Here is a 24,851-nt window from a genome sequence, read left to right as displayed (position 1 = left end):
CGCCACGGCAGCGGTGATCCGGGGTGGCCTGATCTGGTTTATTAATGTTCAGCTGAAGCTGTAACTCACCGGCTCATCACGCGATCCTCATCCCACCCCAATCCCTGTAGGAGTGGGGACACGGGAACGAAGTCCGAACGCCCTGATGAGGTAGCCACATGTATCAATACGACGACTATGACCGGGCGCTGGTGTTCGAGCGCGTTGCGCAGTTTCGCGACCAGGTCGAACGCTTTCGGGCAGGCGAGTTGAGCGAAGAAGAGTTCCTGCCGCTACGCCTGCAGAACGGCCTGTACATGCAAAAACACGCTTATATGCTGCGCGTGGCCATCCCCTACGGCACCTTGAATGCCCGGCAGATGCGCACGCTGGCAAGCATTGCCAGGGATTACGATCGCGACTACGGCCATTTCACTACCCGACAGAACATGCAGTTCAACTGGATCGAGCTGGACCAGGTGCCCGAAATCCTCGAGCGCCTGGCCGAGGTCGACATGCATGCGATCCAGACCTCTGGCAACTGCGTGCGCAACATCACCACGGAAGCCTTCGCCGGGGTGGCCGCCGACGAACTGATCGACCCACGCCCATTGGCGGAAATCCTGCGTCAATGGTCGACCATCAATCCGGAATTCCTGTTTTTGCCACGCAAGTTCAAGATCGCCATTTGCTCCGCCGAGCAGGACCGTGCGGCCATCATGATGCATGACATCGGTCTCTATCTTTACCGTGGTGCCTATGGGCAGATGCTGCTGCGGGTGATCGTCGGGGGCGGGCTGGGGCGCACGCCGATTCTCGGTTTGCAGATCCGCGAGGGCTTGCCCTGGCATCACCTCCTGTCCTATGTCGAGGCGGTACTGCGGGTGTACAACCGACATGGCCGGCGAGACAACAAGTACAAGGCACGCATCAAGATCCTGGTCAAGGCACTGGGCATCGAAGCTTTCGCCCGGGAAGTGGAGGAGGAGTGGCAGTACCTCAAGGATGGACCCGCACAACTCACGGACCAAGAGTACGAGCGGGTCGCCAGTGCCTTCCTGCCCCCGGACTACCGCGACCTGTCCAGCACCGACCTGGCATTCGGCAGCCGCCTGGCGGAAAACGCCGACTTCGCCCGATGGGTCACGCGCAACGTGCAGCCGCACAAGGTGCCGGGCTACGCCAGTGTAGTGCTGTCGACCAAGCCGGGTGCGGCGGCACCGCCGGGCGATGTCACCAGCGAGCAGATGAATGCCGTGGCCGCGTGGTCCGAGCAGTTCGGCTTCGGTGAAATCCGAATCGCCCATGAACAGAACATTGTCCTGCCGGACGTGCCCAAGGCCGACCTGTTCAGCCTCTGGCAACTCGCGTGCGGGCAAGGCCTGGGCAGCGCCAACATTGGCCTGCTGACCGACATCATCGCCTGTCCTGGCGGTGACTTCTGCGCCTTGGCCAACGCCAAGTCGATCCCGATTGCCCAAGGCATCCAGGCACGCTTTGAGGACCTGGACTACCTGCATGACCTGGGCGATATCAGCCTGAATATTTCCGGTTGCATGAACGCCTGCGGGCATCACCACATTGGCAACATCGGCATCCTCGGCGTCGACAAGAATGGCAGCGAGTGGTACCAGGTGACCCTCGGCGGCGCCCAGGGTAAGGACAGCGCGCTGGGTAAGGTCATTGGCCCGTCGTTCAGCGCCAGCGAAATCCCCGACGTGATCGAGCGCATTATCGAGACCTTTGTGCTCTACCGTGAAAGCGAGGAGCTGTTCGTTGACACCCTGCAACGCATCGGCCTGGAGCCGTTCAAGGAAGTGGTGTATCCCAAAGTGCTGGAGGTGTCGGCATGAACAACCTGCTGCGACTGGAAGCGGGTCAAGCTCGCATTGACGGCGACGACCCCTGGACGCTGTTGCGCGATCCAGCGTCGGCTCAACCTGCCGGCCCGCTGATCCTTCCGCTGGCCATCTGGTTGCAGGACCCTGAGCGGCATGGCGTCTGGCTCGGGCCGGATGACGAGGTGGAGAGCCTGCGACCATGGCTGGGGCAGTTGCGCCTGATCGCCCTGGACTTTCCGAGCTTTCGCGACGGTCGCGCCTACAGCCAGGCATACCTGCTGCGCACGCGCATGGGCTGGGCCGGAGAATTGCGCGCAATCGGCGATGTGCTGCGCGATCAGCTCAGCCATATGCGCCAATGCGGGTTCGATAGTTTTGCGGTGCGCGAGGACAAGTCTGCCGAAGATGCACTCAAGGGACTGGCGGGGATGAGCGTGTTGTACGGACGTTCGGTGATCGAACCGCGACCCTTGTTTCGGCGGCGTTAAACAAGGAGCACTCGTCCTGGTGTGGCAGACGAAATTCTTCCCGACACAGCCCAACGCATTGGCTATACCTATTACCAGCGTGTCCAAACTGTCTCGTCCGCCTTACAGGAGTTACCGCATGAAGCTTGCCTTAATGATGAGCACACTGTGCATCGCCTCGATTGGCATGGTGGGGTGTTCCAGCAACAAGGTTGAACCGGATCAGTATTCCGGCTTTCTCAAGGATTACAGCCGGCTGCAGGAAGCGAAGTCGCCTTCGGGTGCCGTGGTGATGCGTTGGATCGATCCCAAGCTCGACACCGCCAAATATAAGAGTGTGTACATCGAACCCAGCCAGCTTTACCCCAAACCCCAGCCCACGGCGAAAATCCCTCAGACGACCCTGAACGGGATCACCAGCTATTACGACCAGGCCCTCAAGCGTGAAATCGGCAAGTCGCTACCCCTGGCTGCCGGTCCAGGCCCCGGAGTGATCGTGGTACGGCCGGCAATCACGGCGGTGAGCAGCAAGACCGAAGGCCTGAAACCCTATGAAGTGATTCCCATCGCCCTGGTAGCGGCTGCGGTCAGCACTGCCAGCGGCATCCGCGATCAGGAAACCGACCTGGCCACCGAAGCGGTATTCCTTGATGGCGGCGACAATCATGTACTCGCGCAGGTGGTCAGAAAAGGCACCGGCAAGCCACTGGAAAATGACTCGCAGGTGTTGAAGGCCGATGACGTGAAAGGCGTGATCGACGGCTGGGCGGCGGACTTGCATCAGTCTTATCTGAAACTCAAATCCAAATAACAACACTCTCCCCTGTAGGAGCGAGCCTGCTCGCGATGAAAGTCCAGACAACGCAGGCACTCAGGCCGCCAGCGCTATCGCTGCCGACCATCGCCTCGATGCGACGGTCCGACACGTTCGCTCCTGCAGAGATGGGGTAATCCCCAACCCTCGAAGATACCCCCGCCGACGCGCATCACATCGCACACCCTCTGGCCACGCTGTGGTTCGCCCTCCAGGGCGCGCAGGCTTGCGTCATTCAGTTACATCACGGGCTATTCGTGGGCGTTCTTGCCGATTGAGAACCGCAGAAGGACGGGTGCTCAGCTTGTAATGCTCTGAATTAACTGAAAAGCAGACGATATAAATATCTACCGCAGCTGAAGACCGCCCCATCCACATGCTGTGCCCTACAGACTAAGGAGAGACTGTATGGCACAACAAATATTCAACGATGGATCGTCCGGGGATGTGGTTATCAGGTCAGGCCCGCCAGCATCCGGTGGTGGCGGTGGATCATGGGGCGGTGGCTTTGGCGGGAACCGCGTTGGCGCCTCCGGGGCATTCGTTGGCGTAAGCAAAAAACGCAGCAGGGCCAGGGCGCTCGCCAGGCAAGCGGATAGACAAGCCAAGGAGCAACAACGGATACAGGCAGCCGCTGCTGCCGCGCACGCTCAGGAGCAGGCTCGCCTGCTCACCCGACAGCAGACGCTGGCGGCGATGCAGGCCAGTCATGTCATTGCCCGCGCCGCGATTGACCAAAACTACGCGGCGAGAGCTGAACACCTTGGCGCAGTGACTGATCAGGAAATCAGGGCAAAACGCGGGCCTGGCATTGGTGTGCCCAGCTCCGAGCGATGGCAGTTACATTCCATCGAGAGGCAAAGAAGCCTGATTGATGAGCTCGTGGCTCAAAAAGCGGCAGCGCTCGAAGCAAACAATCATGTCGCACAGGCTTTCGATGGGTTCGACCCGCTCACGCGCACCCCCGATGACTACCTCGCACGACTCGGGCAGTTCGGCGATGCATTGGCCCAAGGTCATCAGGTTTGGGAAAACAGTTACACCGCCGCGGCTGAAGCGCGCTTGCTGGCTGCGCAGATCAGCGCGCTGCACGATAAATCCAATGCGCTGCTCAAGGAACATGCCGCCTGGGTAGAACGACTCGCTGCTTGGGAAAAGCTGCGTCAGGTTGCTGAGCAGCGTGATGCGCGCATTCGATTCAAGCAGCAGACCGATGCGCAGGCTCGTCTGGAGCGCGTCCGGCAGGCTAATACCCTCAGCGTGCCTATTGCGCCATCGACGACCGCGTTGTCGATGCTGGTCAACCCCCGTGGATTGTGGGTGGCGGGTGCAGCCGACGGCTTGGCTGCGGGCATGTCAAGAGCTGTTGCCGCCCTTGCACCGCTCGCAGGCGCGCTGGGCACACTCACGGCCGGGCAGGTCGCGATCTTTGCCGGGGGAATGGTCATCCCGTCCGAACTGGGCAATGGCGAATTGACCCCGGAGCAACGCCAACGCTTGTACCACGCCGTGGTCGTCCCGGCGCAGGCGCTGGAGCTTCATGACGTGTCGGAGTTGCAAGCCATCGCCGATACCGGTGGTTCGGTGGAAATGGAGTACCGGGCTAAAACCCTGGAAACCCCGGAAGGCACCGCAGTCATCGTCACCAGGACCGGTGGTGAGGTCGATACCCAGGTTCCGGTATTGAACGCAACACTGGACCCGTTGACGGATCGATACACCGTCGAAGTCCCCGGTTCACCGGCCCGACATCTGGAGTTCATGCCGCAGACCACGGCTGATGCCAACGCGACCGCACCCTCCGGCGCCGCGCTCACTGAGCCTCAGTTGCTGGAGATCCCGCCAGGCGTCGACTGGCGAATCCAGGATTGCGTGGTGTGCGTGCCAGGGCTGGAACCGGTCTACGTATCCTTCAACGCCGCACCGCTGGGAAGCGGTGTGGTGACCGGTACTGGGCAACCAGCCACTTCCGACTGGCGGAAGTCCGCTACCCAGGCGAGCGGTGCAGCCATCCCGACCCAGATCGGCGATGTGTTTCGCGGGCGTGAGTTCACCTCGTTCGCGGGGTTCGATCAGGCGCTCTGGCAAACCCTCGGCGAGGATCGCGTACTCGCCTCTTCGTTCAACGAGCTGAACAGAAAACGCATCGAACAGGGCTTCGCGCCTTACGCACCAAAAAGTACCTGGATCGATGAAAACCGTGAGTTCGAACTGCGTTATGAGGAGCGCGCGCCGTTCTGGGACGATGCCCTCAACCTCGACAAAATCAGCATCAAGACGCCGGCCAGCGCAGGCGGGTGGTTGGGCATTGTCCCCGCCGTTACGCCCTGGCCGATTCCACCGACCAGCAGCTGGAAGCCATTGCAGCCACCAGGGGGCGGAACTGCTGGGTTCGACGGTGTCACCTGCGGCACCTGTAGACCCGTTGGTTTATCCCGGCAGTACGGCCATCCCGGTCCTACCGCAAATCGAGACGTTTCCGGCTGTTGAGCAAGGGCAGGGAGCTGCGAACATACCTGGGTTTCCGGCAGACATGGAGCTGCCGTCGTCGGACGTCCTGTTTCTGGACCGACGGGATGATCCGGGTGTAGCAACCGGCTTTGGCAAGGAGGTTACGGGGGTATGGTTGGGCGAAGAGGCACGAGTGAATGGGGCGCCTGTTCCGGCACGAATCGCAGAACAGTTGCGATCACAGGTATTCAGGAATTTCCATGGGTTCCGGCGTGCGTTTTGGAGGGCGGTTGCGGCGGATGTCGAGTTGAGTGGTCAATTCCTGCCCCTTGATCTGGATTTCATGCGAAAGGGGATGGCACCCATGGTAGCTCCGGTGGATAGGCGCGGAATGCGGATTAAATTTGAAATTCATCACCTCCATGAAGTTGCCCGGGGTGGGGCTGTATACGACATGGATAACCTTATGATCATGACACCAAAACTTCACATTTTTATACACTCTAAAGGAGGGGCGCAGTAATGGTATTCAAAGATAGACTTGAAGACTATTCCGAAGCAGAGTTTAGGGAGTTTCTTCGGTGTTTGTTCGAGGATGAACGTGACCTGTCTCCAGATGCATTTGATGCTTTCCTTGTAAGGGGTATTTTGCACTTTGAGAAAATTACTGAGCATCCGAGTGGACTAAACGCTCTTTTACGTCTTGGGGAGGGGGTGGAGGAATGCATAAATCGAGCGATGAAGGAGGTAGTTAAGTGGCGGCTGACCAATAATAAGCCTGGCTTCAAATCAGAGTGAGTTTGTAATGTACCAAGTGGCGCCCACTCTAGGATGAGCGGGCGCCGGTTGTTCACTAAATAACTTCAAGGAAGGACCAAGGATGGAACTTAAACCCAATCTCACGGATTACACGGCAGCACAATTCCAGGAACTGGTTAACCGGATCTGGGCGGTAGATGTGCCGCAAAAAGACCACAATCGCCTCATCGATCATTTCGACCAGATCGTAGGCCACCCCAACGGGGCGGACCTGTTGTTTAGCGAAGAAGAGTCGGGCATGTCGCAAGGGCCGGAAACGGTCGTCCATCACGTCCGGCAATGGCATCGCTCCCAGGGCCTGAGCGCGTTCAAGGATGAGGGCATCCATGAACCGCCACCGCCTGTCAGGGCTACGATGGTGCAGCGCAGTCTGGCGGATGCGCAAAAGATTGCCGCAGACCTGGCTGCGGCAGATTTATCGGTCGAGCAAGCCTTGGGGGGATTTGAGCGGGGTGTCCAGCACATGCGATCAGTGCAAGGCGTCACGCGCGATGTGTGGCAACAGGAAAACGATATTCGCACGTTGGAGCAGGCGCAGCATGACGCCTACATCTGCATCCAGAAATATGGGTTCCTGAAAATGCGCATCAAGTTTGCCAAAACCAGCGCACTCCAACGGCTGCGATATTCGGGGGCGGAGCAAAATCAGTGGCACGACGTCGCGCAACATCTCAATGCAACCCATGACCGTTACACGGCGCAGTTGGCCACGATCCAGCAGTCCCATCGCGCCCTGCACGACGAAGCCGAGGCGTTGTTGGTCGCGGCTCAGCAAGTATTGATCAGCGCCCGCGCTTTGGCGGGTTCGAGCCCGACTGCTTCCAATCACCAGCTTCACGCCTCGTTGCTCAACGCCGGAAAACGCCCCGAGCTATTAATGGAAGGCGAGGTATCGGCATTGGCGTATTCCCAGCAAGTCGATCTGCAAAAGTCCATTCGTTCTGCTGTCGCCGAATTTGCCTGGCGCAACACGGCGGTCGAATCGACAAGCCCGCGCACCCAGGCTGCGGTATTGCAGTTCGAGTTTGCCAGCCGGGCGGATGTGAAAGTCTACGGTCTGAGTGTTCCGCTGTCCGAGTTCATGCCCGTCGAGGGCCTGGATTGGCAGGCGGTGGCCGCCAACCGCTCAGAACTGGCCTTGCCATTCAGGATGGGGCCGGCATTGACAGCCTCCAAGCCTGGTTCGAAGTTCATGGGGTTGCGCGAAGTGGCATTGCTGGAACAGCTCCACGTTACGGCGGCGAAGGGCACGACTTCAGCGAGCAAAGTGCGCGTGCGCCGCGCCGAGCGAGCCGGGCAGCCAGGCACATACAGATTTACCAGTGACGGGGCCGCAGGGATTACTGTTTTGTGGTCTGTAGCGAACACGCTGGACAAACCTGCTCCATCAGCTCCCGGATTCAGGAGGCAGGTGGGGTTTGTTTACTCGTCACCGGTGCCGACGCTTGAGCCGGCTCCCGATGCCGAGGAAAACTCGCCAGATTACATTGTGGTCTTTCCCGGTGAAGCCGGGCTCGACCCTCTCTATGTTGTCCTGACCGTTCGAAATGAGTAAGCGTGGCGCGCCTTACCCGTCAGGCGGCGCACTCAGCTTTTCTTCCCGGCCGCGAACGCCCGTTCTTCCTGCTCACGCAGCTCGGGGGTGAACTCATCGCCGAAGTCGGCGGCCTCGAACACCTGGCGAATCTCGATCTCGGCGTCGGTCCCCGGCATCGGGTTGGGGCAGCGCTTGACCCATTCGATCGCTTCTTCCCTGGAGTTGACCTGCCACAACCAGAAGCCGGCGATCAGTTCCTTGGTTTCGGCGAACGGTCCGTCGATGACCGTGCGCTTGTCGCCGTTGAAGCGCACGCGCGCGCCCTTGCTGCTGGGGTGCAGGCCCTAGCCGGCGAGCAGGATCCCGGCATTGGCCAGTGCTTCGTTGTAATGACCCATGGCGGTCAGCAGTTCGGTGCTGGGCATGAGGCCGGCTTCGGAGTCGGCGCTGGCCTTGATGATGATCATGAAGCGCATGGTGGTGGTTCCTTCGGTTTGGGGTGGATTCACCTTATGGTCGATTGGCGATGGGGCAAATCGACATCCTTCTGTAGGAGCGAGCTTGCTCCGGGCGGCGTTCCGACGATGGGGGTGTCTGACGCCCAGGATGTCGGATGTGCGGGCCCCATCGCGGGCAAGCCCGCTCCTACAATTGTCGTCTACAGAGTTCACAATTTGTATCCGCCCATAGGTCGCTGACCCATTTCATGGTTAACTTCGGCCCTCTCACCACCAACGTTCAGAAGGACTCCGTTCATGGCTCAAGTCACCCTCAAAGGCAACCCGGTTCAAGTCAACGGCCAGTTGCCACAAGTCGGTTCCAAGGCGCCAGCCTTTTCCCTGGTTGCCGGTAACCTGTCCGATACCACCCTGGCGAGCTTTGCCGGCAAGCGTAAAGTGCTGAACATCTTCCCAAGCGTAGACACGCCGACCTGCGCCACTTCGGTCCGCAAATTCAATGCCCAGGCCAATGACGTCGCCAACACTGTCGTGCTGTGCATCTCTGCCGACCTGCCATTCGCCCAGGCCCGTTTCTGCGGCGCCGAAGGCCTGGAAAACGTGCAGAACCTGTCGACCCTGCGCGGCGCCGAGTTCATCGAGAACTACGGTGTGGCCATCGCCGACGGTCCCCTCAAGGGCCTGACCGCCCGTGCAGTCGTGGTACTGGACGAAAACGACAACGTGCTGCACAGCGAACTGGTCCCTGAAATCGGCCAGGAGCCGAACTACGAGGCCGCTCTCGCTGTCCTGAAATAATTCATCGTCAACAATAGTTGGCGGCACAGGGGCATTCTCGCCGGATTCCTTGCCAATCCACCGGGAATGTTCCCTTGTTCAAAGCGTTTTCATAGGCGCTTCAGTGCCTTAGACAAACCTTCCGATACGTAAGCCGAAGGTAAATTGCCGGTAAAGGCGCTTTGCTATTTGCCCGCCAGTGCTTATCGTTCAGCCTCCCGTAGAAAAAGCCCACGCGCCCAATGGTTGATCACTCCATGCAATCCTCCGCTTTCCGTAATCCTCGTCGCTGGCTGCTCGGCCTGCTTGTCCTGTTGGTCATCGCTGGCCTGTGCTGGAAGTTCTGGCCCACCGGCGCACCCAAAGAAGGGGCAGGGCAGAAAGCTGCGGCCGGTCATGTGGGGCGTTCCGGCGCCATGCGTCCGGGTTTCGGTGGCGCAGGCGGGGCAGTACCGGTGCGCGTGGCGCCAGCGGTCAAGGGCGACTTTGCGCTGTACTACAAGGCACTGGGCACCGTGACGGCGCTCAATACCATCAATGTGCGCAGCCGCGTCGGTGGTGAACTGATCAAAGTGGCCTTCCAGGAAGGGCAGATGGTAAAGGCGGGCGACTTGCTGGCCGAAATCGACCCGCGTCCTTACCAGAACGCCTTGCTGCAGGCCGAAGGCACGTTGTTGCAAAATCAGGCGCAGTTGAAAAACGCCCAGGTCGATGTCGAGCGTTATCGTGGCCTGTATCGCGAAGACAGCATTGCCAAACAGACCCTGGACACCGCCGAAGCCTTGGTGGGCCAGTATCAGGGCACGGTCAAGACCAACCAGGCAGCGGTCAACGACGCCAAACTCAATCTCGAATTCACCAAGATCCGTGCTCCGATCACCGGTCGGGTCGGTCTGCGTCAGCTCGACGTCGGCAATCTGGTTGCCGCCAATGACACCACGGCGCTGGCAATCATCACCCAGACCCAACCGATCAGCGTCGCCTTCACCCTACCGGAGAACAACCTCGATGTGGTGCTGGCCCGCTACCGCAGTGGCGCACAGTTGCCGGCGGAAGCCTGGGACCGTGGCGATGTCAAATTGCAGGCCACCGGTGTACTGAGCAGCTTCGACAACCAGATCGACGTCGCCACCGGCACCCTGAAGTTCAAGGCGCGCTACGACAACCGGGACCAGGCGCTGTTCCCCAACCAGTTCGTCAACGTTCACTTGCTGGCAGATACCCTCAAGGATGTCGTGCTTGCGCCATCGGCCGCCATTCAGTTCGGCACCAACGGTACGTTCGTCTATGCCCTGGACGGCGACAAGAAAGTCACCGTCCGCCCGTTGAAAGTTGGCGCCAGCGATGGCGAGCACACAGTGATCACCGAAGGCCTGGCGGCAGGCGACCGCGTGGTCCTGGAAGGTACCGACCGTCTCAAGGAAGGCAGCGAAGTGGAAGTGGTCAACGACTCCAAGGATGTGCCAACCGCGCCGACTGAACATCTGCAGGGCAAATCGGCGGCAAGTACGACTGAGCCGGGCACCACCGACAAGGCGAAAAAGGGCGGCGCATGAATCTCTCGCGGCTGTTCATCCTTCGCCCGGTTGCCACCACACTGAGCATGCTGGCCATTGTCCTGGCCGGCCTGATCGCCTATCGGCTGCTTCCCGTCTCTGCCTTGCCCCAGGTCGACTACCCGACTATCCGCGTGATGACGCTCTATCCCGGCGCCAGCCCGGACGTCATGACCAGCGCCGTAACGGCGCCGCTGGAGCGTCAGTTCGGACAAATGCCCGGGCTGACCCAGATGGCGTCGACCAGTTCCGGTGGCGCTTCCGTGCTGACGTTGCGCTTCAACCTCGACATCAATATGGATGTCGCCGAGCAGCAGGTGCAAGCGGCCATTAACGCCGCGACCAATCTGCTGCCCACCGATCTGCCAGCCCCCCCGGTCTACAACAAGGTCAACCCGGCAGACACCCCGGTTTTGACCTTGGCGATCACCTCGAAAACCATGTTGCTGCCCAAGCTGCATGATCTGGTGGACACGCGCATGGCGCAGAAAATCGCACAGATCAGCGGTGTCGGCATGGTCAGCATTGCTGGCGGACAACGCCAGGCCGTGCGCATCAAGGTCAATCCCGAGGCGCTGGCCGCCGCCGGCCTCAACCTGTCGAACGTACGCACGCTGATTGGTGCATCGAACGTAAACCAGCCCAAGGGCAACTTCGACGGTCCGACCCGGGTTTCGATGCTCGATGCCAATGACCAGCTCAAGTCCCCCGAGGACTATGCCAATCTGATCCTGGCCTACAGCAACGGCGCGCCTTTGCGCCTCAAGGATGTGGCGGAAATCGCCGACGGTGCTGAAAACGAACGCCTGGCGGCGTGGGCCAACGAGAACCAGGCGGTGCTGCTCAACATCCAGCGCCAACCCGGTGCCAACGTCATCGAGGTGGTGGACCGGATCAAGGCCTTGCTGCCCAGCATCACCGACAACCTGCCGGCCGGGCTTGAGGTCACGGTGCTCACCGACCGAACCCAGACCATTCGTGCATCGGTCACTGATGTGCAGCATGAACTGTTGATCGCCATCGCCCTGGTCGTGATGGTCACTTTCCTGTTCCTGCGCCGTGCCAGTGCGACCATCATCCCGTCGATCGCCGTTCCGTTGTCGCTGATCGGTACCTTCGGCGTGATGTACCTGGCCGGGTTCTCGGTCAATAACCTGACGCTGATGGCCCTGACCATCGCCACCGGCTTCGTGGTGGACGACGCGATCGTCATGCTGGAAAACATTTCCCGGTTCATCGAAGAGGGCGACAGCCCACTCAATGCTGCATTAAAAGGCGCGAAGCAGATCGGCTTTACGCTGATCTCCCTGACGTTGTCCCTGATCGCGGTATTGATTCCGCTGCTGTTCATGGCGGACGTGGTAGGGCGACTGTTCCGCGAGTTTGCGATCACCCTCGCGGTGGCGATCCTGATTTCCCTCGTGGTGTCCCTGACGCTGACGCCGATGATGTGCGCCCGGCTGCTCAAACGTGAACCCAGGGAGGAAGAGCAGGGTTGGTTCTACCGCTCCAGTGGCAATGTAATTGATTGGATGATCGCGGCTTACGGGCGCAAGTTAAAGTGGGTTCTCAAGCATCAACCACTGACGTTGCTGGTGGCGGTCGGTACCCTGGGACTGACCGTGGTCCTGTATCTGGTGGTCCCCAAGGGCTTCTTTCCGGTGCAGGACACCGGGGTGATCCAGGGCATTTCCGAAGCGCCGCAGTCGATTTCCTTCAGGGCAATGAGCGAACGGCAACAGGAACTGGCCAAGGTGATCCTCGCGGACCCAGCGGTCGAAAGCCTGTCTTCCTACATCGGGGTCGACGGTGATAACTCGACGCTCAACAGCGGTCGACTGCTGATCAATCTCAAATCCCATGGTGATCGTGACCTGACGGCCACCGAGGTCATCGCTCGCCTGCAACCTGAATTGGACAAGCTGGTTGGCATTCGCCTGTTCATGCAGCCGGTGCAGGACCTCACCATCGAAGACCGCGTCAGCCGTACGCAGTATCAATTCAGCATGTCGTCGCCGGATGCAGAGTTGCTGAGCCTGTGGAGTGGTCGTTTGGTGGAGGCGCTCGCGCAGCAGCCGGAACTGGCGGACGTCGCCAGCGATTTGCAGGACAAGGGCTTGCAGGTCTACCTGGTCATCGACCGTGATGCGGCCTCGCGGCTCGGTGTATCGGTCTCGGATATCACCAACGCGCTGTATGACGCTTTCGGCCAGCGGCAGATTTCCACCATTTACACTCAGGCCAGTCAGTACCGCGTGGTACTGCAATCGCAGTCCGGCGAGAAGATCGGCCCTGATGCGCTGAACCAGATCCACGTCAAGACCACCGATGGTGCACAGGTGCGGCTGTCGAGCCTGGCACACATCGAGGAGCGCCAGGCTCAATTGGCGATCACCCACATCGGCCAGTTCCCGGCGGTGATGATGTCCTTCAACCTGGCGCCCGGCGTGGCGCTGGGGCATGCGGTGGACATCATCGAACAGGTGCAGAAGGACATCGGCATGCCGATTGGCGTGCAGACCCAGTTCCAGGGCGCAGCGCAAGCGTTCCAGGCTTCGCTGTCGAGCACTTTGCTGCTGATCCTCGCGGCGGTGGTGACCATGTACATCGTGCTGGGCGTGCTCTACGAGAGCTACATTCACCCGATCACCATTCTCTCGACCTTGCCGTCGGCTGCGGTCGGTGCCTTGCTGGCCCTGCTGCTGAGCGGCAATGACCTGGGCATGATCGCGATCATCGGCATCATCCTGCTGATCGGTATCGTGAAAAAGAACGCGATCATGATGATCGACTTCGCGCTCGATGCTGAGCGCAATCAAGGCATGGACCCGGAAACGGCGATCTATCAGGCGGCATTGTTACGTTTCAGGCCGATTCTGATGACCACGCTGGCGGCATTGTTCGGTGCGGTGCCACTGATGCTGGCCAGCGGTTCCGGGGCCGAGTTGCGCCAGCCGCTGGGCCTGGTAATGGTGGGCGGCCTGCTGCTCAGCCAGATCCTGACGCTGTTTACCACGCCGGTGATCTACCTGTATTTTGACCGTCTGGGGCGGCGCTGGGGCCGTCCATCCGAGTCGGTGGACGCGGTCGAACAGCCATGAACCTGTCCGGTCCTTTCATCAAGCGCCCGGTCGCCACCATGCTGTTGAGCCTGGCGATCATGCTGCTCGGCGGCGTCAGTTTCGGCCTGCTGCCGGTGTCGCCGCTGCCGCAGATGGACTTCCCGGTGATCGTGGTCCAGGCCAGCCTGCCGGGGGCCAGCCCTGAGGTGATGGCCTCGACCGTGGCCACGCCGCTTGAACGCTCCTTTGGTGCCATTGCCGGCGTCAACACCATGAGCAGCCGCTCCAGCCAAGGTTCGACCCGGGTGATTCTGCAGTTTGACCTCGACCGCGATATCAACGGCGCGGCGCGGGAAGTTCAGGCGGCGATCAACGCCTCGCGCAACCTTCTGCCGAGCGGCATGCGCAGCATGCCAACCTACAAGAAGGTCAACCCGTCCCAGGCGCCGATCATGGTGCTGTCGCTGACCTCCGATGTTCTGGAAAAAGGCCAGCTCTACGATCTGGCCTCGACCATTTTGTCCCAGAGCCTCTCCCAGGTGCAGGGTGTGGGGGAAGTGCAGATCGGCGGCAGCTCACTGCCGGCGGTGCGCATCGAGCTCGAGCCCCAGGCGCTGAACCAGTACGGCGTGGCGCTGGACGACGTACGAACCACCATCGCCAATGCCAACGTACGCAGGCCCAAGGGCTCGGTGGAGGATGGCCAGCGCCTGTGGCAGGTGCAAGCGAACGATCAACTGGAAAAAGCCAAGGATTACGAGTCGCTGATCATTCACTACGCGGACGGTGCAGCCCTGCGCCTGAAGGATGTGGCCAAAGTCAGCGACGGGGTCGAGGACCGCTACAACAGCGGCTTCTTCAACGATGACGCGGCGGTGCTGCTGGTGATCAACCGCCAGGCAGGCGCCAACATCATCGAGACGGTCAACGAGATCAAGGCACAACTGCCGGCGTTGCAGGCCGTGCTGCCAGCCAGCGTCAAGCTGAACCTGGCCATGGACCGCTCGCCGGTGATCAAGGCCACGCTGCACGAAGCCGAAATGACCCTGTTGATCGCCGTGGCCCTGGTGATACTGGTGGTGTTTCTATTCCTGGGCAACTTTCGGGCTTCGTTGATTCCGACCCTCGCGGTACCGGTGTCGCTGGTGGGCACGTTCGCGGTGATGTACCTGTATGGGTTTTCCCTGAACAACCTGTCGCTGATGGCCCTGATCCTGGCCACCGGGCTGGTGGTGGACGATGCCATCGTGGTGCTGGAGAACATCTCCCGGCACATCGACGAGGGTGTCCCGCCCATGAAGGCGGCTTACCTGGGCGCCCAGGAAGTCGGTTTCACCTTGTTGTCCATGAACGTTTCGCTGGTGGCAGTGTTCCTCTCGATCCTGTTCATGGGCGGCATCATCGAAAGCCTGTTCCGCGAGTTTTCCATCACCCTGGCGGCGGCCATCGTGGTGTCGCTGGTGGTTTCCCTGACGCTGACGCCGATGTTGTGCGCGCGTTGGCTCAAGCCGCACACGCCAGGGCAAGAGAACCGTCTGCAACGCTGGAGCCGACGGACCAACGACTGGATGGTGGCCAAATACGCCACCAGCCTCGACTGGGTGCTTCGTCATCGGCGCTTGACGCTGCTCAGTCTCTTCGTGACAGTTGGCGTTAATATTGCGCTGTATATCGTTGTTCCAAAAACATTTATGCCGCAGCAAGACACGGGTCAACTGATTGGATTCGTGCGCGGGGACGACGGGCTGTCATTCAGCGTGATGCAGCCAAAAATGGAGATTTTCCGCCGCGCGGTGCTCAAGGACCCTGCGGTCGAAAGTGTTGCCGGATTCATCGGTGGCAGCAACGGCACCAACAACGCCTTCATGCTGGTGCGTCTCAAGCCCATCAAGGGGCGGGAGATTTCCGCACAGAAAGTCATCGAACGCATGCGCAAGGAAATGCCCAAGGTTCCAGGCGCCCAGTTGATGCTCATGGCGGACCAGGACCTTCAGTTTGGTGGCGGTCGCGAGCAGACGACCTCGCAGTACTCCTACATCATCCAGAGCGCCGACCTCGGCCAATTGCGCACCTGGTACCCGAAAGTCGTGGCGGTGCTCAGGGCATTGCCGCAACTGACCGCCATCGATGCGCGGGAGGGCGGCGGTGCGCAGCAGGTGACGCTGATCGTCGATCGCGATCAGGCCAAACGCCTGGGCGTCGACATGAACATGGTCACCGCCGTGCTCAATAACGCCTACAGCCAGCGGCAGATTTCGACGATCTACGACAGCCTCAACCAGTATCAGGTGGTGATGGAGGTCAATCCCAAGTACGCCCAGGACCCTATCACCCTCGAGCAGGTCCAGGTGATCACCGCCGACGGCGCACGGATTCCGCTGTCGACCATTGCCCATTACGAAAACAGCCTGGCCGAAGACCGCGTCAGCCACGAGGGCCAGTTCGCGTCCGAGAGCATTTCATTCGACATGGCCGAAGGCGTGACGGTTGAGCAGGGCACGGCTGCCATCGAGCGTTCGCTCGCACAACTCGGCATGCCGGAAGACGTGATCGTGAAAATGGCCGGCACCGCCGATGCTTTCGCCGCGACGCAGAAGAGCCAACCGTTCATGATCCTCGGTGCGTTGCTGGCGGTCTATCTGGTGCTGGGTGTGCTGTATGAAAGCTACATCCATCCATTGACCATTTTGTCGACCTTGCCATCAGCCGGGGTCGGCGCGTTGCTGTCGATCTATGTGCTGGGTTCGGAGTTCAGCCTGATTTCCTTGCTGGGGCTGTTCCTGCTGATCGGCGTGGTGAAGAAAAACGCCATTCTGATGATTGACCTGGCATTGCAACTTGAACGGCATCAAGGCATGGAGCCACTGGAATCGATTCGCAACGCCTGCCTGCAACGGCTGCGGCCCATCCTGATGACCACGCTCGCGGCGATTCTCGGGGCCTTGCCTTTGCTGCTGGGCCGAGCCGAAGGCGCGGAAATGCGCCAGCCGCTGGGCCTGACCATCATTGGCGGGCTGATCTTCAGCCAGATCCTTACGCTTTACACCACCCCGGTGGTTTACCTCTATCTCGACAAACTGCGCCATCGTTTCAACCGTTGGCGCGGCGTGCGTACCGATGCCGCTCTGGAAACTCCGCTATGACTGACCGTTCGCTTACCCACCTCACCGTGCCGCTGCTGATGGCCCGAGGCTCGCGTCTGCTCTCCCTGTCGCTGTGCGTGGCGCTGCTCAGTGCCTGCGCCATCGGCCCGGACTACCAGCGTCCGCAAACCGCCGCACCTGTGCAGTACAAGGAAGCGGCCGGCTGGCGTCAGGCCACGCCGAGCGACTCGCTGGCGCGCGGTGCATGGTGGGAGCTGTACGGCGACCAACAACTCAACGGCTTGATCGACAAACTCAACAGTGGCAACCAGACCGTCGCGCAATCCGAAGCCCAATACCGGCAGGCACAGGCGCTGGTCCGCAGTGCTCGCGGGGCGTTTTTCCCCACGGTGGACCTGACCGTCGGCAAAAACCGCTCCAGCCAGGGCACCGGCAGCAGCAGCTCGAGCCTGAGCAGTTCCTCCAGCGGCATCCGCAACACCTACACCGCCCAGGCCGGGGTCAGTTGGGAGGCCGATATCTGGGGCAAGCTGCGCCGCGGCCTGGAAGCTGACACGGCCAACGCCGAGGCGAGCTTCGCCGATCTGGCGGCGATGCGCCTGAGTCAACAGTCGGAGCTGGTGCAGAACTACCTGCAACTGCGGGTGATCGATGAGCAGAAACGCCTGCTGCAAGCGACAGTCGAGGCCTACCAGCGGTCGTTGAAAATGACCGAAAACCAATACCGCGCTGGCGTTTCCGGCAAAGACGCCGTGGCACAGGCGCAAACCCAGCTCAAGAGCACCGAGGCCGATCTGGTTGACCTGATCTGGCAGCGTGCGCAGTTCGAAAACGCCATCGCCGTGCTGATCGGCCTGCCGCCCGCCGAGTTCACCCTCGCCGAAAGCCCGGACATTCCGCAGTTGCCCGAGGTGCCACTGAGCCTGCCGTCACAACTGCTGGAACGGCGCCCCGACATTGCCTCCGCCGAACGCTCGGTGATCGCCGCCAACGCCAACATCGGCGTGGCGAAGGCTGCGTACTACCCGGACCTGACCCTGAGCATGAACGGTGGCTACAGCAGCAGTACCTCGAATGGCCTGTTCACCGTACCGAACCGCTTCTGGTCGGTTGGCCCGCAACTGGCCATGACCCTGTTCGACGGGGGCCAGCGCTCGGCGGAAGTCGACCGTAGCGAGGCGGCCTATGACGAAACCGTGGCCAAATACCGCCAGACCGTGCTCGATGGCTTCCGCGAAGTGGAAAACTACCTGGTACAACTCAAGGTCCTGGAAAACGAGTCTGAAGTCCGCCAGCAGGCGCTGGACGCTGCGCGCGAATCCCTGCGCCTGATCCAGAACCAATACAAGGCCGGGCTGATCGCCTATCTGGACGTAGTCGTGGTCCAGGCCACCACACTGAACAACGAGCGCAGCATGCTGGACCTGTTGCAGAGCCGGCTGATCGCCAGCGTGCAGCTGATCGCGGCACTGGGCGGCGGCTGGGATGGCCAGGTGGACCTGTAGGAGCGAGCTTGCTCGCGATGGCATTGGGTCAGGCGCATTGGTGTTGGATGTGCCGCCGTCATCGCGAGCAAGCTCGCTCCTACAGGGGCATCGAACGTTTTTTGAATTCAAGCACTACGTTAAAACAAGCGTTTCATCGCCTTGCTGGCATTTTGCTTATTTTCTCAGTGCGTTCCTCTGCGCGATCAGTACAATCGCCTGATTTATTCGCCGCGAATGGAAGCAGTACGGCGGGTATTTTTGAGAATTTTCATGCTCATCGGTAGCTATTCCCCCTCGCTGGTCATCATCTCGCTGTTCGTCGCCATTCTTGCCTCCTACACGGCGCTCGATCTGACCGGGCGCATCGCCACGGCGAAAGGGCGAGCGGTGCATTTCTGGACGGCGGGTGGCGCGTTTGCGATGGGCGTCGGAATCTGGTCGATGCACTTCATCGGCATGCTCGCGTTCGAGTTGCCGATTGAACTGGGCTACGACATTACGCTCACCGGTCTGTCATTGCTCACTGCCATTCTCTCCAGTGGTTTTGCCCTGTGGCTGGTGAGACAGCCACGCCTGCCCCTGTGGCAACTGGCGTTCGGCGCACTGGTGATGGGCAGCGGCATCAGCGCGATGCATTACACTGGCATGGCGGCGATGAGCATGCAGCCTGGCATCGTCTACGACACGGTGCTGTTCGCCGTCTCCTTGTTGATCGCCGTCGGTGCATCGGGCGCGGCGCTGTGGATCGCCTTTCGCCTGCGCAAGCACACTCCGTATGTCAGCCTGATCCGTGGCGGCGCCGCCGTGGTCATGGGCATTGCCATCGTGGGCATGCATTACACGGCCATGGCGGCGGCGCAGTTCCCAGACGGGAGTTTCTGTGGTGCCATCAGCAGCGGCCTGAACGGCAAGGGCCTGGACGGACTGGTACTGGTCACTACGCTGGCGGTGTTGAGCATTGCCTTGCTGACCTCGATTCTCGATACACGCCTGGAGGCTCGCACGGCGGACCTCGCGCAGTCGTTGACCGAAGCCAATCGCGAACTCACTCAACTGGCCTTGCACGACACCCTGACCGGGTTGCCCAATCGCGTGCTGCTGGCTGACCGCATTGATCAGGCGATGTCAGTGGTCAGGGAGCAGGGCGGCTGTTTTGCCTTGATGTTCATTGACCTTGATGGTTTCAAACCGGTGAACGATGCCTTTGGTCACCACATGGGCGACCTGTTGCTACGAGAGGTTGCCGCGCGGCTGCGCGTGGACTTGCGCAGCCATGACACCCTGGCCCGCATCGGCGGTGATGAATTTGTGCTGCTGGTGCAACTGGCGGCCGAAGAGGACGCGCTTAACCTTGCCGCACGACAGGTCGGGCTGATCGCCCGCCCGTTCCGCGTGACCGAGCATGACCTGCAGATTTCCGCGAGCGTTGGCATTGCCCTGTATCCGGGCAACGGCAGCACCGCCGAAGAACTGCTGATGAACGCCGATGCGGCGATGTATCACGCCAAGGGCGCCGGCAAAAACGGCTACAGATTTTTTGATGTGTCCATGAACAATAACGCGCGCAAACAACTGCAATTGTTGCAGGACCTGCGCTGCGCCGTGGAGCAGTGCCAGTTCCGCCTGCATTATCAACCCAAGTTCGCCGCTGGTAGCCGTCGTGCCATTGGCGCGGAGGCGCTGTTGCGCTGGGAGCACCCGACTCAGGGATTGTTGCTGCCGGACAAGTTCATCGACCTGGCAGAGAAGACCGGTCTGATCATCTCCATCGGCGAATGGGTGCTCAACGAAGCGTGCCGGCAGATGCGTGAGTGGTACGTGCTGGGTTATACCCATTGGCGCATTGCGGTGAACCTGTCGGCGTTGCAATTCTGCCACGGCGGCCTGGTGCAGAGCGTGGCCAGGGCGTTGGCCACGCACAAGCTGCCGGCCAACTGCCTGACCCTGGAAATTACCGAAACCACGGCAATGAGCGATGCGGATGCGAGCATGACGGTGCTCAACGAGTTGTCGCAGATGGGCGTGGACCTGTCCATCGACGACTTTGGCACCGGCTATTCCAGCCTGATGTACCTGAAAAGACTGCCGGCCAATGAACTGAAGATCGACCGTGGTTTCGTCCGTGATCTGGAGCGCGACAGCGACGACGCGGCCATTGTCTCGGCCATCGTGGCCCTGGGCCAGGCGCTGGACTTGCGAATCGTCGCCGAGGGGGTGGAAACCGCCGTGCAGCAGGACTTCCTCACCCAGCTCGGTTGCGATTCACTGCAAGGCTTCCTGCTCGGGCATCCGGTGCCGGCGGAGCATTTCATGGCGAGCATCCAGGGTGCGCAAGACCTGCCAGTGAGCTGAAACGGCTGGCCGCTGGCGGGGCCGACCCGTGGTAAACGTGCCACAGCTCATGCAAAACCCGTGAATGGCGGTTATTCTTGGCCCCGACTGCTTACGCTTGAACGGGGAAATGCACGCATGGACAAAGTCATTGTCATCACCGGCGGCAGCCGTGGCATCGGTGCCGCTACCGCTCAGTTGGCGGCCGTGCAGGGCTACCGGATCTGCATCAATTACCAGTCGGATGAAGAAGCGGCCCATCGCGTCCTGGAGCAGGTCCGCGCCCTGGGGGCCCAGGCAATTGCGGTGCGTGCCGACGTCAGCATCGAGGATGAAGTCATTGCCCTGTTCAATCGGGTCGATGCCGAGCTGGGGCGGGTCACCGCGCTGGTCAACAATGCCGGCACCGTGGGGCAGAAGTCGCGCATCGATGAGATGTCCGAATACCGCATCCTGCGCACCCTCAAGACCAATGTCCTGGCGCCCATCCTCTGCGCCAAGCACGCCATCCTGCGCATGTCGCCCAAGCATGGCGGGCAGGGCGGCAGCATCGTCAATGTCTCCTCAGTCGCCGCTCGCCTGGGTTCGCCCAACGAATACGTGGACTACGCCGCCTCCAAAGGTGCGCTCGACACGTTCACCCTGGGGCTGTCCAAGGAAGTGGCCGGTGAGGGCATTCGGGTCAACGCCGTGCGGCCCGGCTACATCTACACGGATTTCCACGCACTCAGTGGCGACCCGGATCGGGTCAGCAAGCTGGAGTCGGCCATCCCCATGGCTCGTGGCGGCCGGCCGGATGAAGTGGCAGAAGCGATTGTGTGGCTGTTGTCGGACAAGGCGTCCTATGCGACGGGGACGTTTGTGGATTTGGGTGGGGGGCGGTAGGTCGGCAGATTTGTGGTGATTGTGAGCGCCCTATCGCGAGCAAGCTCGCTCCTACAGTGGATCGGTAGCATTCACAAATCCACTGTAGGAGCGGGCTTGCCCGCGATGGCGTCGGATCAGCCAACACTCACTCAGAACGACCGCACAATCCGCCCCAACGTCTCCATTGCCCGCTCAGCCGTCTCACTCCACGGGCTGCCATAATTCAGGCGAATACAATTCCTGAACCGCTGGGTCGGTGAAAAGATCGGCCCCGGCGCAATGCTGATGCCCTGTGCCAACGCCATCTGGAACAATTTCAACGAATCCATCTGCGGCGGCAGTTCCAGCCAGAGGAAATAGCCCCCTGCCGGTTGGCTGACGCGGGTCTGCGCCGGGAAATAGCGCGCGATCGCCGCCAGCATGGCGCTCTGCTGTTCTTCCAGTGCGTAGCGCAACTTGCGCAGGTGCCGGTCGTAGCCGCCATGTTGCAGATAATCGGCAATGGCGGCCTGAGCCGGCATCGACGCGCACAGGGAGGTCATGAGCTTCAATCGCTCGATCTTCTGCGCATAACGGCCGGCGGCGACCCAACCCACGCGATAACCCGGCGCCAGGCTTTTCGCGAACGAGCCGCAATGCATCACCAGCCCCTCGGTGTCGAATGCCTTGGCCGGTTTGGGCGCCTGTTGGCCGTAATAGAGTTCGGCGTACACATCATCCTCGATCAGCGGCACCTGATGCCGGCGCAGCAGCGCCACCAACTCCTGCTTTTTCGCCTCGGGCATGGTCGCGCCCATCGGGTTCTGGAAGCTGGTCATGGTCCAGCAGGCCTTGATCGGGTGGCGCTCCAGGGTCTGCGCAAGCACATCCAGGTCCATGCCATCGCGCGGATGCACGGGAATTTCCACGGCCTTGAGTTTCAGGCGCTCCAGGATTTGCAGGCAGGCGTAGAACGCCGGTGCCTCGATGGCCACCAGGTCGCCGGGTTCGGTCACGGCTTGCAGGCACAGGTTCAGTGCTTCCAGTGCACCGTTGGTGATCAGCAGTTCTTCCATCGGCAGCATCAAGCCGCCCACCATGTAACGCAGGGCGATCTGGCGGCGAAGTTGCGGATTGCCTGGCGACATGTCGGTGACCACCATGCGCGGGTCCATGTCCCGAGTGGCGCTCGCCAGTGAGCGCGACAACCGCTGCAAGGGGAATAGCGTCGGGCTGGGGAACGCCGAGCCGAACGGTACTGTGGTCGGGTCCTTGATCGAGTCGAGTACCGAGAAAACCAACTCGCTGACGTCGACTTCGGTGGATTCGTTGACCTGGCTGCTGATCACGGGCTCCGAAAACGGGCTCGGTGCATGGGTGTTGACGAAATACCCGGAACGCGGACGGGCGCGGATCAGGCCACGTCGCTCCAGCAGGTAATAGGCCTGGAACACGGTGGACGGGCTGACCCCGTAGGTCTGGCTGGCGTAGCGCACTGAGGGTACGCGCTGGCCGGGGCCAAGGACACCGGAGCGGATCAGTTCAGCGATGTCATCGGCGAATTTTTCGTAGCGTTTCATTTAAAGCCCGCAAGGTGTCTTTTATTGAAATCCGGGTGACCTTATCGCGAGCAAGCCCGCTCCCACAGGTATTCGATTGCACACAAATCTGTGACCAACGCCGGACCTGTTGTAGGAGCGGGCTTGCCCGCGATAAGCCGCACCGCAGTCTAAAGGATCAACGATTCATCGGCGCAACAAACCGGCTCTTCGCCACGCTTGCTATTTCAGGCTCGTCGCTGTCCGCCACCCTGAAGCTCAGGGCCTGGGAACTGCTGGTCGCCCGCTCCGTGGTCATCACCACCGACACCGGCACATCGACAATCTCGCCAGCGGCCAGGCTCAGCTCGGTCTTGCCCTGCAACTCGAAACCCTCGCTGTCGACGAGGCTCAGTGTGTAGCGCTGGCGCTGCTGGGTCTTGTTGATCACTTTCAGGGTGTAGATGTTCTCGATCTGTCCCTGGCCGTTTTCGCGGAACAATCCACGATCCTTGGTCACGTCCAGCGATACCATCGGCCGTTCGGCCAAGGCGAATACCAATGCGCCGATCATCGCCACCAGCACCAGCGTGTACCCAATCAGGCGTGGCCGCAGCAGGTGCGTCTTGCCACCCTGCAATTCTCGTTCGGAGGTGTAGCGGATCAGTCCGCGCGGGTAGTTCATCTTGTCCATGATCGAATCACAGGCGTCGATGCAGGCCGCGCAGCCGATGCATTCCATTTGCAAGCCGTCGCGGATATCGATGCCGGTAGGGCAGACCTGCACACAGAGCTGGCAATCGATACAGTCGCCCAGGCCCACCTCGGCCGGCTTGACCTCGCGTTTGCGCGGGCCACGGTTTTCACCGCGGCTTACGTCGTAGGAGATGGCCAGGGTGTCCTTGTCGAACATGACGCTCTGGAACCGCGCATAGGGGCACATGTGGATGCACACCGCTTCACGCAGCCAGCCGGCGTTGAGATAAGTGGCGCCGGTAAAAAACAGCACCCAGAACAGACTGACACCCCCGGCCTGGAAGGTCAGCAGCTCTTCTGTCAGCGGGCGGATCGGAGTGAAGTAGCCCACGAACGTCAGGCCGGTCACCAAGCTGATTGCCAGCCAAGCCGTGTGTTTGGCCGAGCGTCGAATCAGTTTGTCCAGGCTCCAGGGCGCCGCCTGTAGTTTGATCCGCTGGTTGCGTTCGCCTTCGATGACCTTTTCGGTCCACATGAAGACCCAGGTCCAGGAACTCTGCGGACAGGTGTAACCGCACCAGACTCGACCGGCGAATACCGTAATGGCAAACAGGCCGAATGCGGCGATGATCAGCAGCCCTGACAGCAGGATGAAATCCTGCGGCCAGAACGTCGCTCCGAAGATGTGGAATTTGCTTTCGGAAAGATCCCAAAGCACAGCTTGGCGATCGCCCCAGTTCAACCAGGCGGTGCCAAAGAACAGCAGATACAAAAAACCGGCCCCCAGCAGGCGCAGATTTCGGAATCTGCCGGTGAAACTGCGGGTGTGGACCAGGGTGTCGGTGGACTTGGCCTTTATCTTCGAAGGTGAAGGCTCAAATGTTTCAATGGTTCGGACGGGGATTCTATCGCTCATGGTCTTTCGCTCATCAGCCTCCATCAGGCCGAGTGACTATGAGCGGGGAACTGTTTGCATAACAGACTCAGGTCTTGCAATAAAAAGCGGATCAGATGAATGCGCTGCGTTGGCCTGCGACAACATGAAGCATTGAGTGCAACGGCACGCGGGCGCCTATACCAGACATCCG

The 24,851-nt window shown here is 60.7% G+C and carries 17 protein-coding genes and 1 pseudogene; 14 read left to right on the top strand and 4 right to left on the bottom strand.

What is annotated here, in order from left to right; translation table 11 throughout:
- Positions 1 to 158 precede the first annotated feature (158 nt).
- The 3 genes from AB4N64_RS11200 (at position 159) to AB4N64_RS11190 (ending at position 3,098) form a co-directional block, all read left to right on the top strand.
- Positions 159 to 1,832, top strand: coding sequence for a nitrite/sulfite reductase (locus tag AB4N64_RS11200; protein WP_460125431.1), 1,674 nt, complete (start codon positions 159 to 161; stop codon positions 1,830 to 1,832).
- Positions 1,829 to 2,308, top strand: a complete 480-nt coding sequence (locus AB4N64_RS11195; RefSeq protein ID WP_460125428.1) for a DUF934 domain-containing protein — start codon at positions 1,829 to 1,831, stop codon at positions 2,306 to 2,308. The genes AB4N64_RS11200 and AB4N64_RS11195 overlap by 4 nt, the downstream gene beginning before the upstream one ends.
- Positions 2,309 to 2,426: 118 nt before the next feature.
- Entirely contained in the window at positions 2,427 to 3,098 is a 672-nt protein-coding gene (locus AB4N64_RS11190) for a DUF3313 domain-containing protein (RefSeq protein ID WP_460125425.1), read from the top strand.
- A 495-nt stretch (positions 3,099 to 3,593) separates the two neighbouring features.
- On the opposite strand, the gene AB4N64_RS11185 is transcribed toward AB4N64_RS11190, so the two are convergent.
- Positions 3,594 to 3,812 (bottom strand): hypothetical protein, encoded by a 219-nt coding sequence (locus AB4N64_RS11185; protein WP_460125422.1) that lies wholly within the window; start codon positions 3,810 to 3,812, stop codon positions 3,594 to 3,596.
- Positions 3,813 to 3,983: 171 nt separating this feature from the next.
- Between AB4N64_RS11185 and AB4N64_RS11180 the strand changes: the two genes are divergently transcribed.
- The 4 genes from AB4N64_RS11180 to AB4N64_RS11165 all read left to right on the top strand — a co-directional run bounded on the left by AB4N64_RS11180 (position 3,984) and on the right by AB4N64_RS11165 (position 7,926).
- The gene (locus AB4N64_RS11180) at positions 3,984 to 5,591 is read left to right on the top strand and encodes an S-type pyocin domain-containing protein (RefSeq protein WP_460125419.1); all 1,608 of its coding nucleotides are present in this window, start codon (positions 3,984 to 3,986) and stop codon (positions 5,589 to 5,591) included.
- A 43-nt stretch (positions 5,592 to 5,634) separates the two neighbouring features.
- The gene (locus tag AB4N64_RS11175; protein ID WP_460125416.1) at positions 5,635 to 6,075 is read left to right on the top strand and encodes a hypothetical protein; all 441 of its coding nucleotides are present in this window, start codon (positions 5,635 to 5,637) and stop codon (positions 6,073 to 6,075) included.
- Positions 6,075 to 6,350 carry a bacteriocin immunity protein gene (locus AB4N64_RS11170; RefSeq protein WP_460125413.1) on the top strand — a complete coding sequence of 92 codons (276 nt, stop codon included), beginning with the start codon at positions 6,075 to 6,077 and terminating at the stop codon, positions 6,348 to 6,350. The genes AB4N64_RS11175 and AB4N64_RS11170 overlap by 1 nt, the downstream gene beginning before the upstream one ends.
- 82 nt (positions 6,351 to 6,432) lie before the next feature.
- Positions 6,433 to 7,926 (top strand): bacteriocin immunity protein, encoded by a 1,494-nt coding sequence (locus AB4N64_RS11165; protein WP_460125411.1) that lies wholly within the window; start codon positions 6,433 to 6,435, stop codon positions 7,924 to 7,926.
- A gap of 32 nt (positions 7,927 to 7,958) precedes the next feature.
- Here AB4N64_RS11165 and AB4N64_RS11160 read toward each other — a convergent pair.
- Positions 7,959 to 8,384, bottom strand: a pseudogene (locus AB4N64_RS11160) (YciI family protein).
- A 279-nt stretch (positions 8,385 to 8,663) separates the two neighbouring features.
- On the opposite strand from AB4N64_RS11160, the gene tpx reads away from it, so the two are divergent.
- The 7 genes from tpx to AB4N64_RS11125 all read left to right on the top strand — a co-directional run bounded on the left by tpx (position 8,664) and on the right by AB4N64_RS11125 (position 21,568).
- Entirely contained in the window at positions 8,664 to 9,164 is a 501-nt protein-coding gene (gene tpx / locus AB4N64_RS11155) for a thiol peroxidase (protein WP_460125408.1), read from the top strand.
- Between the two features lie 221 nt (positions 9,165 to 9,385).
- Positions 9,386 to 10,699 carry an MdtA/MuxA family multidrug efflux RND transporter periplasmic adaptor subunit gene (locus AB4N64_RS11150; RefSeq protein ID WP_460125405.1) on the top strand — a complete coding sequence of 438 codons (1,314 nt, stop codon included), beginning with the start codon at positions 9,386 to 9,388 and terminating at the stop codon, positions 10,697 to 10,699.
- The gene (locus tag AB4N64_RS11145; RefSeq protein WP_460125402.1) at positions 10,696 to 13,800 is read left to right on the top strand and encodes an MdtB/MuxB family multidrug efflux RND transporter permease subunit; all 3,105 of its coding nucleotides are present in this window, start codon (positions 10,696 to 10,698) and stop codon (positions 13,798 to 13,800) included. Before AB4N64_RS11150 ends, AB4N64_RS11145 begins: the two co-directional genes overlap by 4 nt.
- On the top strand, positions 13,797 to 16,904 hold the full coding sequence (locus AB4N64_RS11140) for an efflux RND transporter permease subunit (RefSeq protein WP_460125399.1): 3,108 nt from the start codon (positions 13,797 to 13,799) through the stop codon (positions 16,902 to 16,904). Before AB4N64_RS11145 ends, AB4N64_RS11140 begins: the two co-directional genes overlap by 4 nt.
- A complete protein-coding gene (locus AB4N64_RS11135; protein WP_460125396.1) occupies positions 16,901 to 18,370 on the top strand; it encodes an efflux transporter outer membrane subunit in 1,470 nt (489 codons plus the stop codon). The genes AB4N64_RS11140 and AB4N64_RS11135 overlap by 4 nt, the downstream gene beginning before the upstream one ends.
- A gap of 252 nt (positions 18,371 to 18,622) precedes the next feature.
- Positions 18,623 to 20,704, top strand: a complete 2,082-nt coding sequence (locus AB4N64_RS11130) for a putative bifunctional diguanylate cyclase/phosphodiesterase (RefSeq protein WP_460125393.1) — start codon at positions 18,623 to 18,625, stop codon at positions 20,702 to 20,704.
- Positions 20,705 to 20,821: 117 nt separating this feature from the next.
- Positions 20,822 to 21,568: an SDR family oxidoreductase gene (locus AB4N64_RS11125; RefSeq protein WP_460125390.1), complete on the top strand. Its 747-nt coding sequence runs from the start codon at positions 20,822 to 20,824 to the stop codon at positions 21,566 to 21,568.
- Positions 21,569 to 21,699: 131 nt separating this feature from the next.
- On the opposite strand, the gene mapR is transcribed toward AB4N64_RS11125, so the two are convergent.
- Together mapR and ccoG are read right to left on the bottom strand one after the other, a co-directional pair.
- The gene (mapR, locus tag AB4N64_RS11120; RefSeq protein WP_460125387.1) at positions 21,700 to 23,109 is read right to left on the bottom strand and encodes a GntR family transcriptional regulator MpaR; all 1,410 of its coding nucleotides are present in this window, start codon (positions 23,107 to 23,109) and stop codon (positions 21,700 to 21,702) included.
- Between the two features lie 157 nt (positions 23,110 to 23,266).
- A complete protein-coding gene (gene ccoG / locus AB4N64_RS11115; protein ID WP_460125385.1) occupies positions 23,267 to 24,679 on the bottom strand; it encodes a cytochrome c oxidase accessory protein CcoG in 1,413 nt (470 codons plus the stop codon).
- Positions 24,680 to 24,851 lie beyond the last annotated feature (172 nt).

This window comes from Pseudomonas sp. S2_C03 (genome assembly GCF_054668405.1).
This window is presented reverse-complemented; position numbering and strand designations above follow the sequence as displayed.

What these genes read in the sequence shown, in the direction of transcription:
- AB4N64_RS11200 (WP_460125431.1), top strand. Translation starts at nt 159, where the DNA reads ATGTATCAATACGACGACTATGACCGGGCGCTGGTGTTCGAGCGCGTT.
- AB4N64_RS11195 (WP_460125428.1), top strand. Translation starts at nt 1,829, where the DNA reads ATGAACAACCTGCTGCGACTGGAAGCGGGTCAAGCTCGCATTGACGGC.
- AB4N64_RS11190 (WP_460125425.1), top strand. Translation starts at nt 2,427, where the DNA reads ATGAAGCTTGCCTTAATGATGAGCACACTGTGCATCGCCTCGATTGGC.
- AB4N64_RS11185 (WP_460125422.1), bottom strand. Translation starts at nt 3,812, where the DNA reads ATGACTGGCCTGCATCGCCGCCAGCGTCTGCTGTCGGGTGAGCAGGCG.
- AB4N64_RS11175 (WP_460125416.1), top strand. Translation starts at nt 5,635, where the DNA reads ATGGAGCTGCCGTCGTCGGACGTCCTGTTTCTGGACCGACGGGATGAT.
- AB4N64_RS11170 (WP_460125413.1), top strand. Translation starts at nt 6,075, where the DNA reads ATGGTATTCAAAGATAGACTTGAAGACTATTCCGAAGCAGAGTTTAGG.
- AB4N64_RS11165 (WP_460125411.1), top strand. Translation starts at nt 6,433, where the DNA reads ATGGAACTTAAACCCAATCTCACGGATTACACGGCAGCACAATTCCAG.
- tpx (WP_460125408.1), top strand. Translation starts at nt 8,664, where the DNA reads ATGGCTCAAGTCACCCTCAAAGGCAACCCGGTTCAAGTCAACGGCCAG.
- AB4N64_RS11150 (WP_460125405.1), top strand. Translation starts at nt 9,386, where the DNA reads ATGGTTGATCACTCCATGCAATCCTCCGCTTTCCGTAATCCTCGTCGC.
- AB4N64_RS11145 (WP_460125402.1), top strand. Translation starts at nt 10,696, where the DNA reads ATGAATCTCTCGCGGCTGTTCATCCTTCGCCCGGTTGCCACCACACTG.
- AB4N64_RS11140 (WP_460125399.1), top strand. Translation starts at nt 13,797, where the DNA reads ATGAACCTGTCCGGTCCTTTCATCAAGCGCCCGGTCGCCACCATGCTG.
- AB4N64_RS11135 (WP_460125396.1), top strand. Translation starts at nt 16,901, where the DNA reads ATGACTGACCGTTCGCTTACCCACCTCACCGTGCCGCTGCTGATGGCC.
- AB4N64_RS11130 (WP_460125393.1), top strand. Translation starts at nt 18,623, where the DNA reads ATGCTCATCGGTAGCTATTCCCCCTCGCTGGTCATCATCTCGCTGTTC.
- AB4N64_RS11125 (WP_460125390.1), top strand. Translation starts at nt 20,822, where the DNA reads ATGGACAAAGTCATTGTCATCACCGGCGGCAGCCGTGGCATCGGTGCC.
- mapR (WP_460125387.1), bottom strand. Translation starts at nt 23,109, where the DNA reads ATGAAACGCTACGAAAAATTCGCCGATGACATCGCTGAACTGATCCGC.
- ccoG (WP_460125385.1), bottom strand. Translation starts at nt 24,679, where the DNA reads ATGAGCGATAGAATCCCCGTCCGAACCATTGAAACATTTGAGCCTTCA.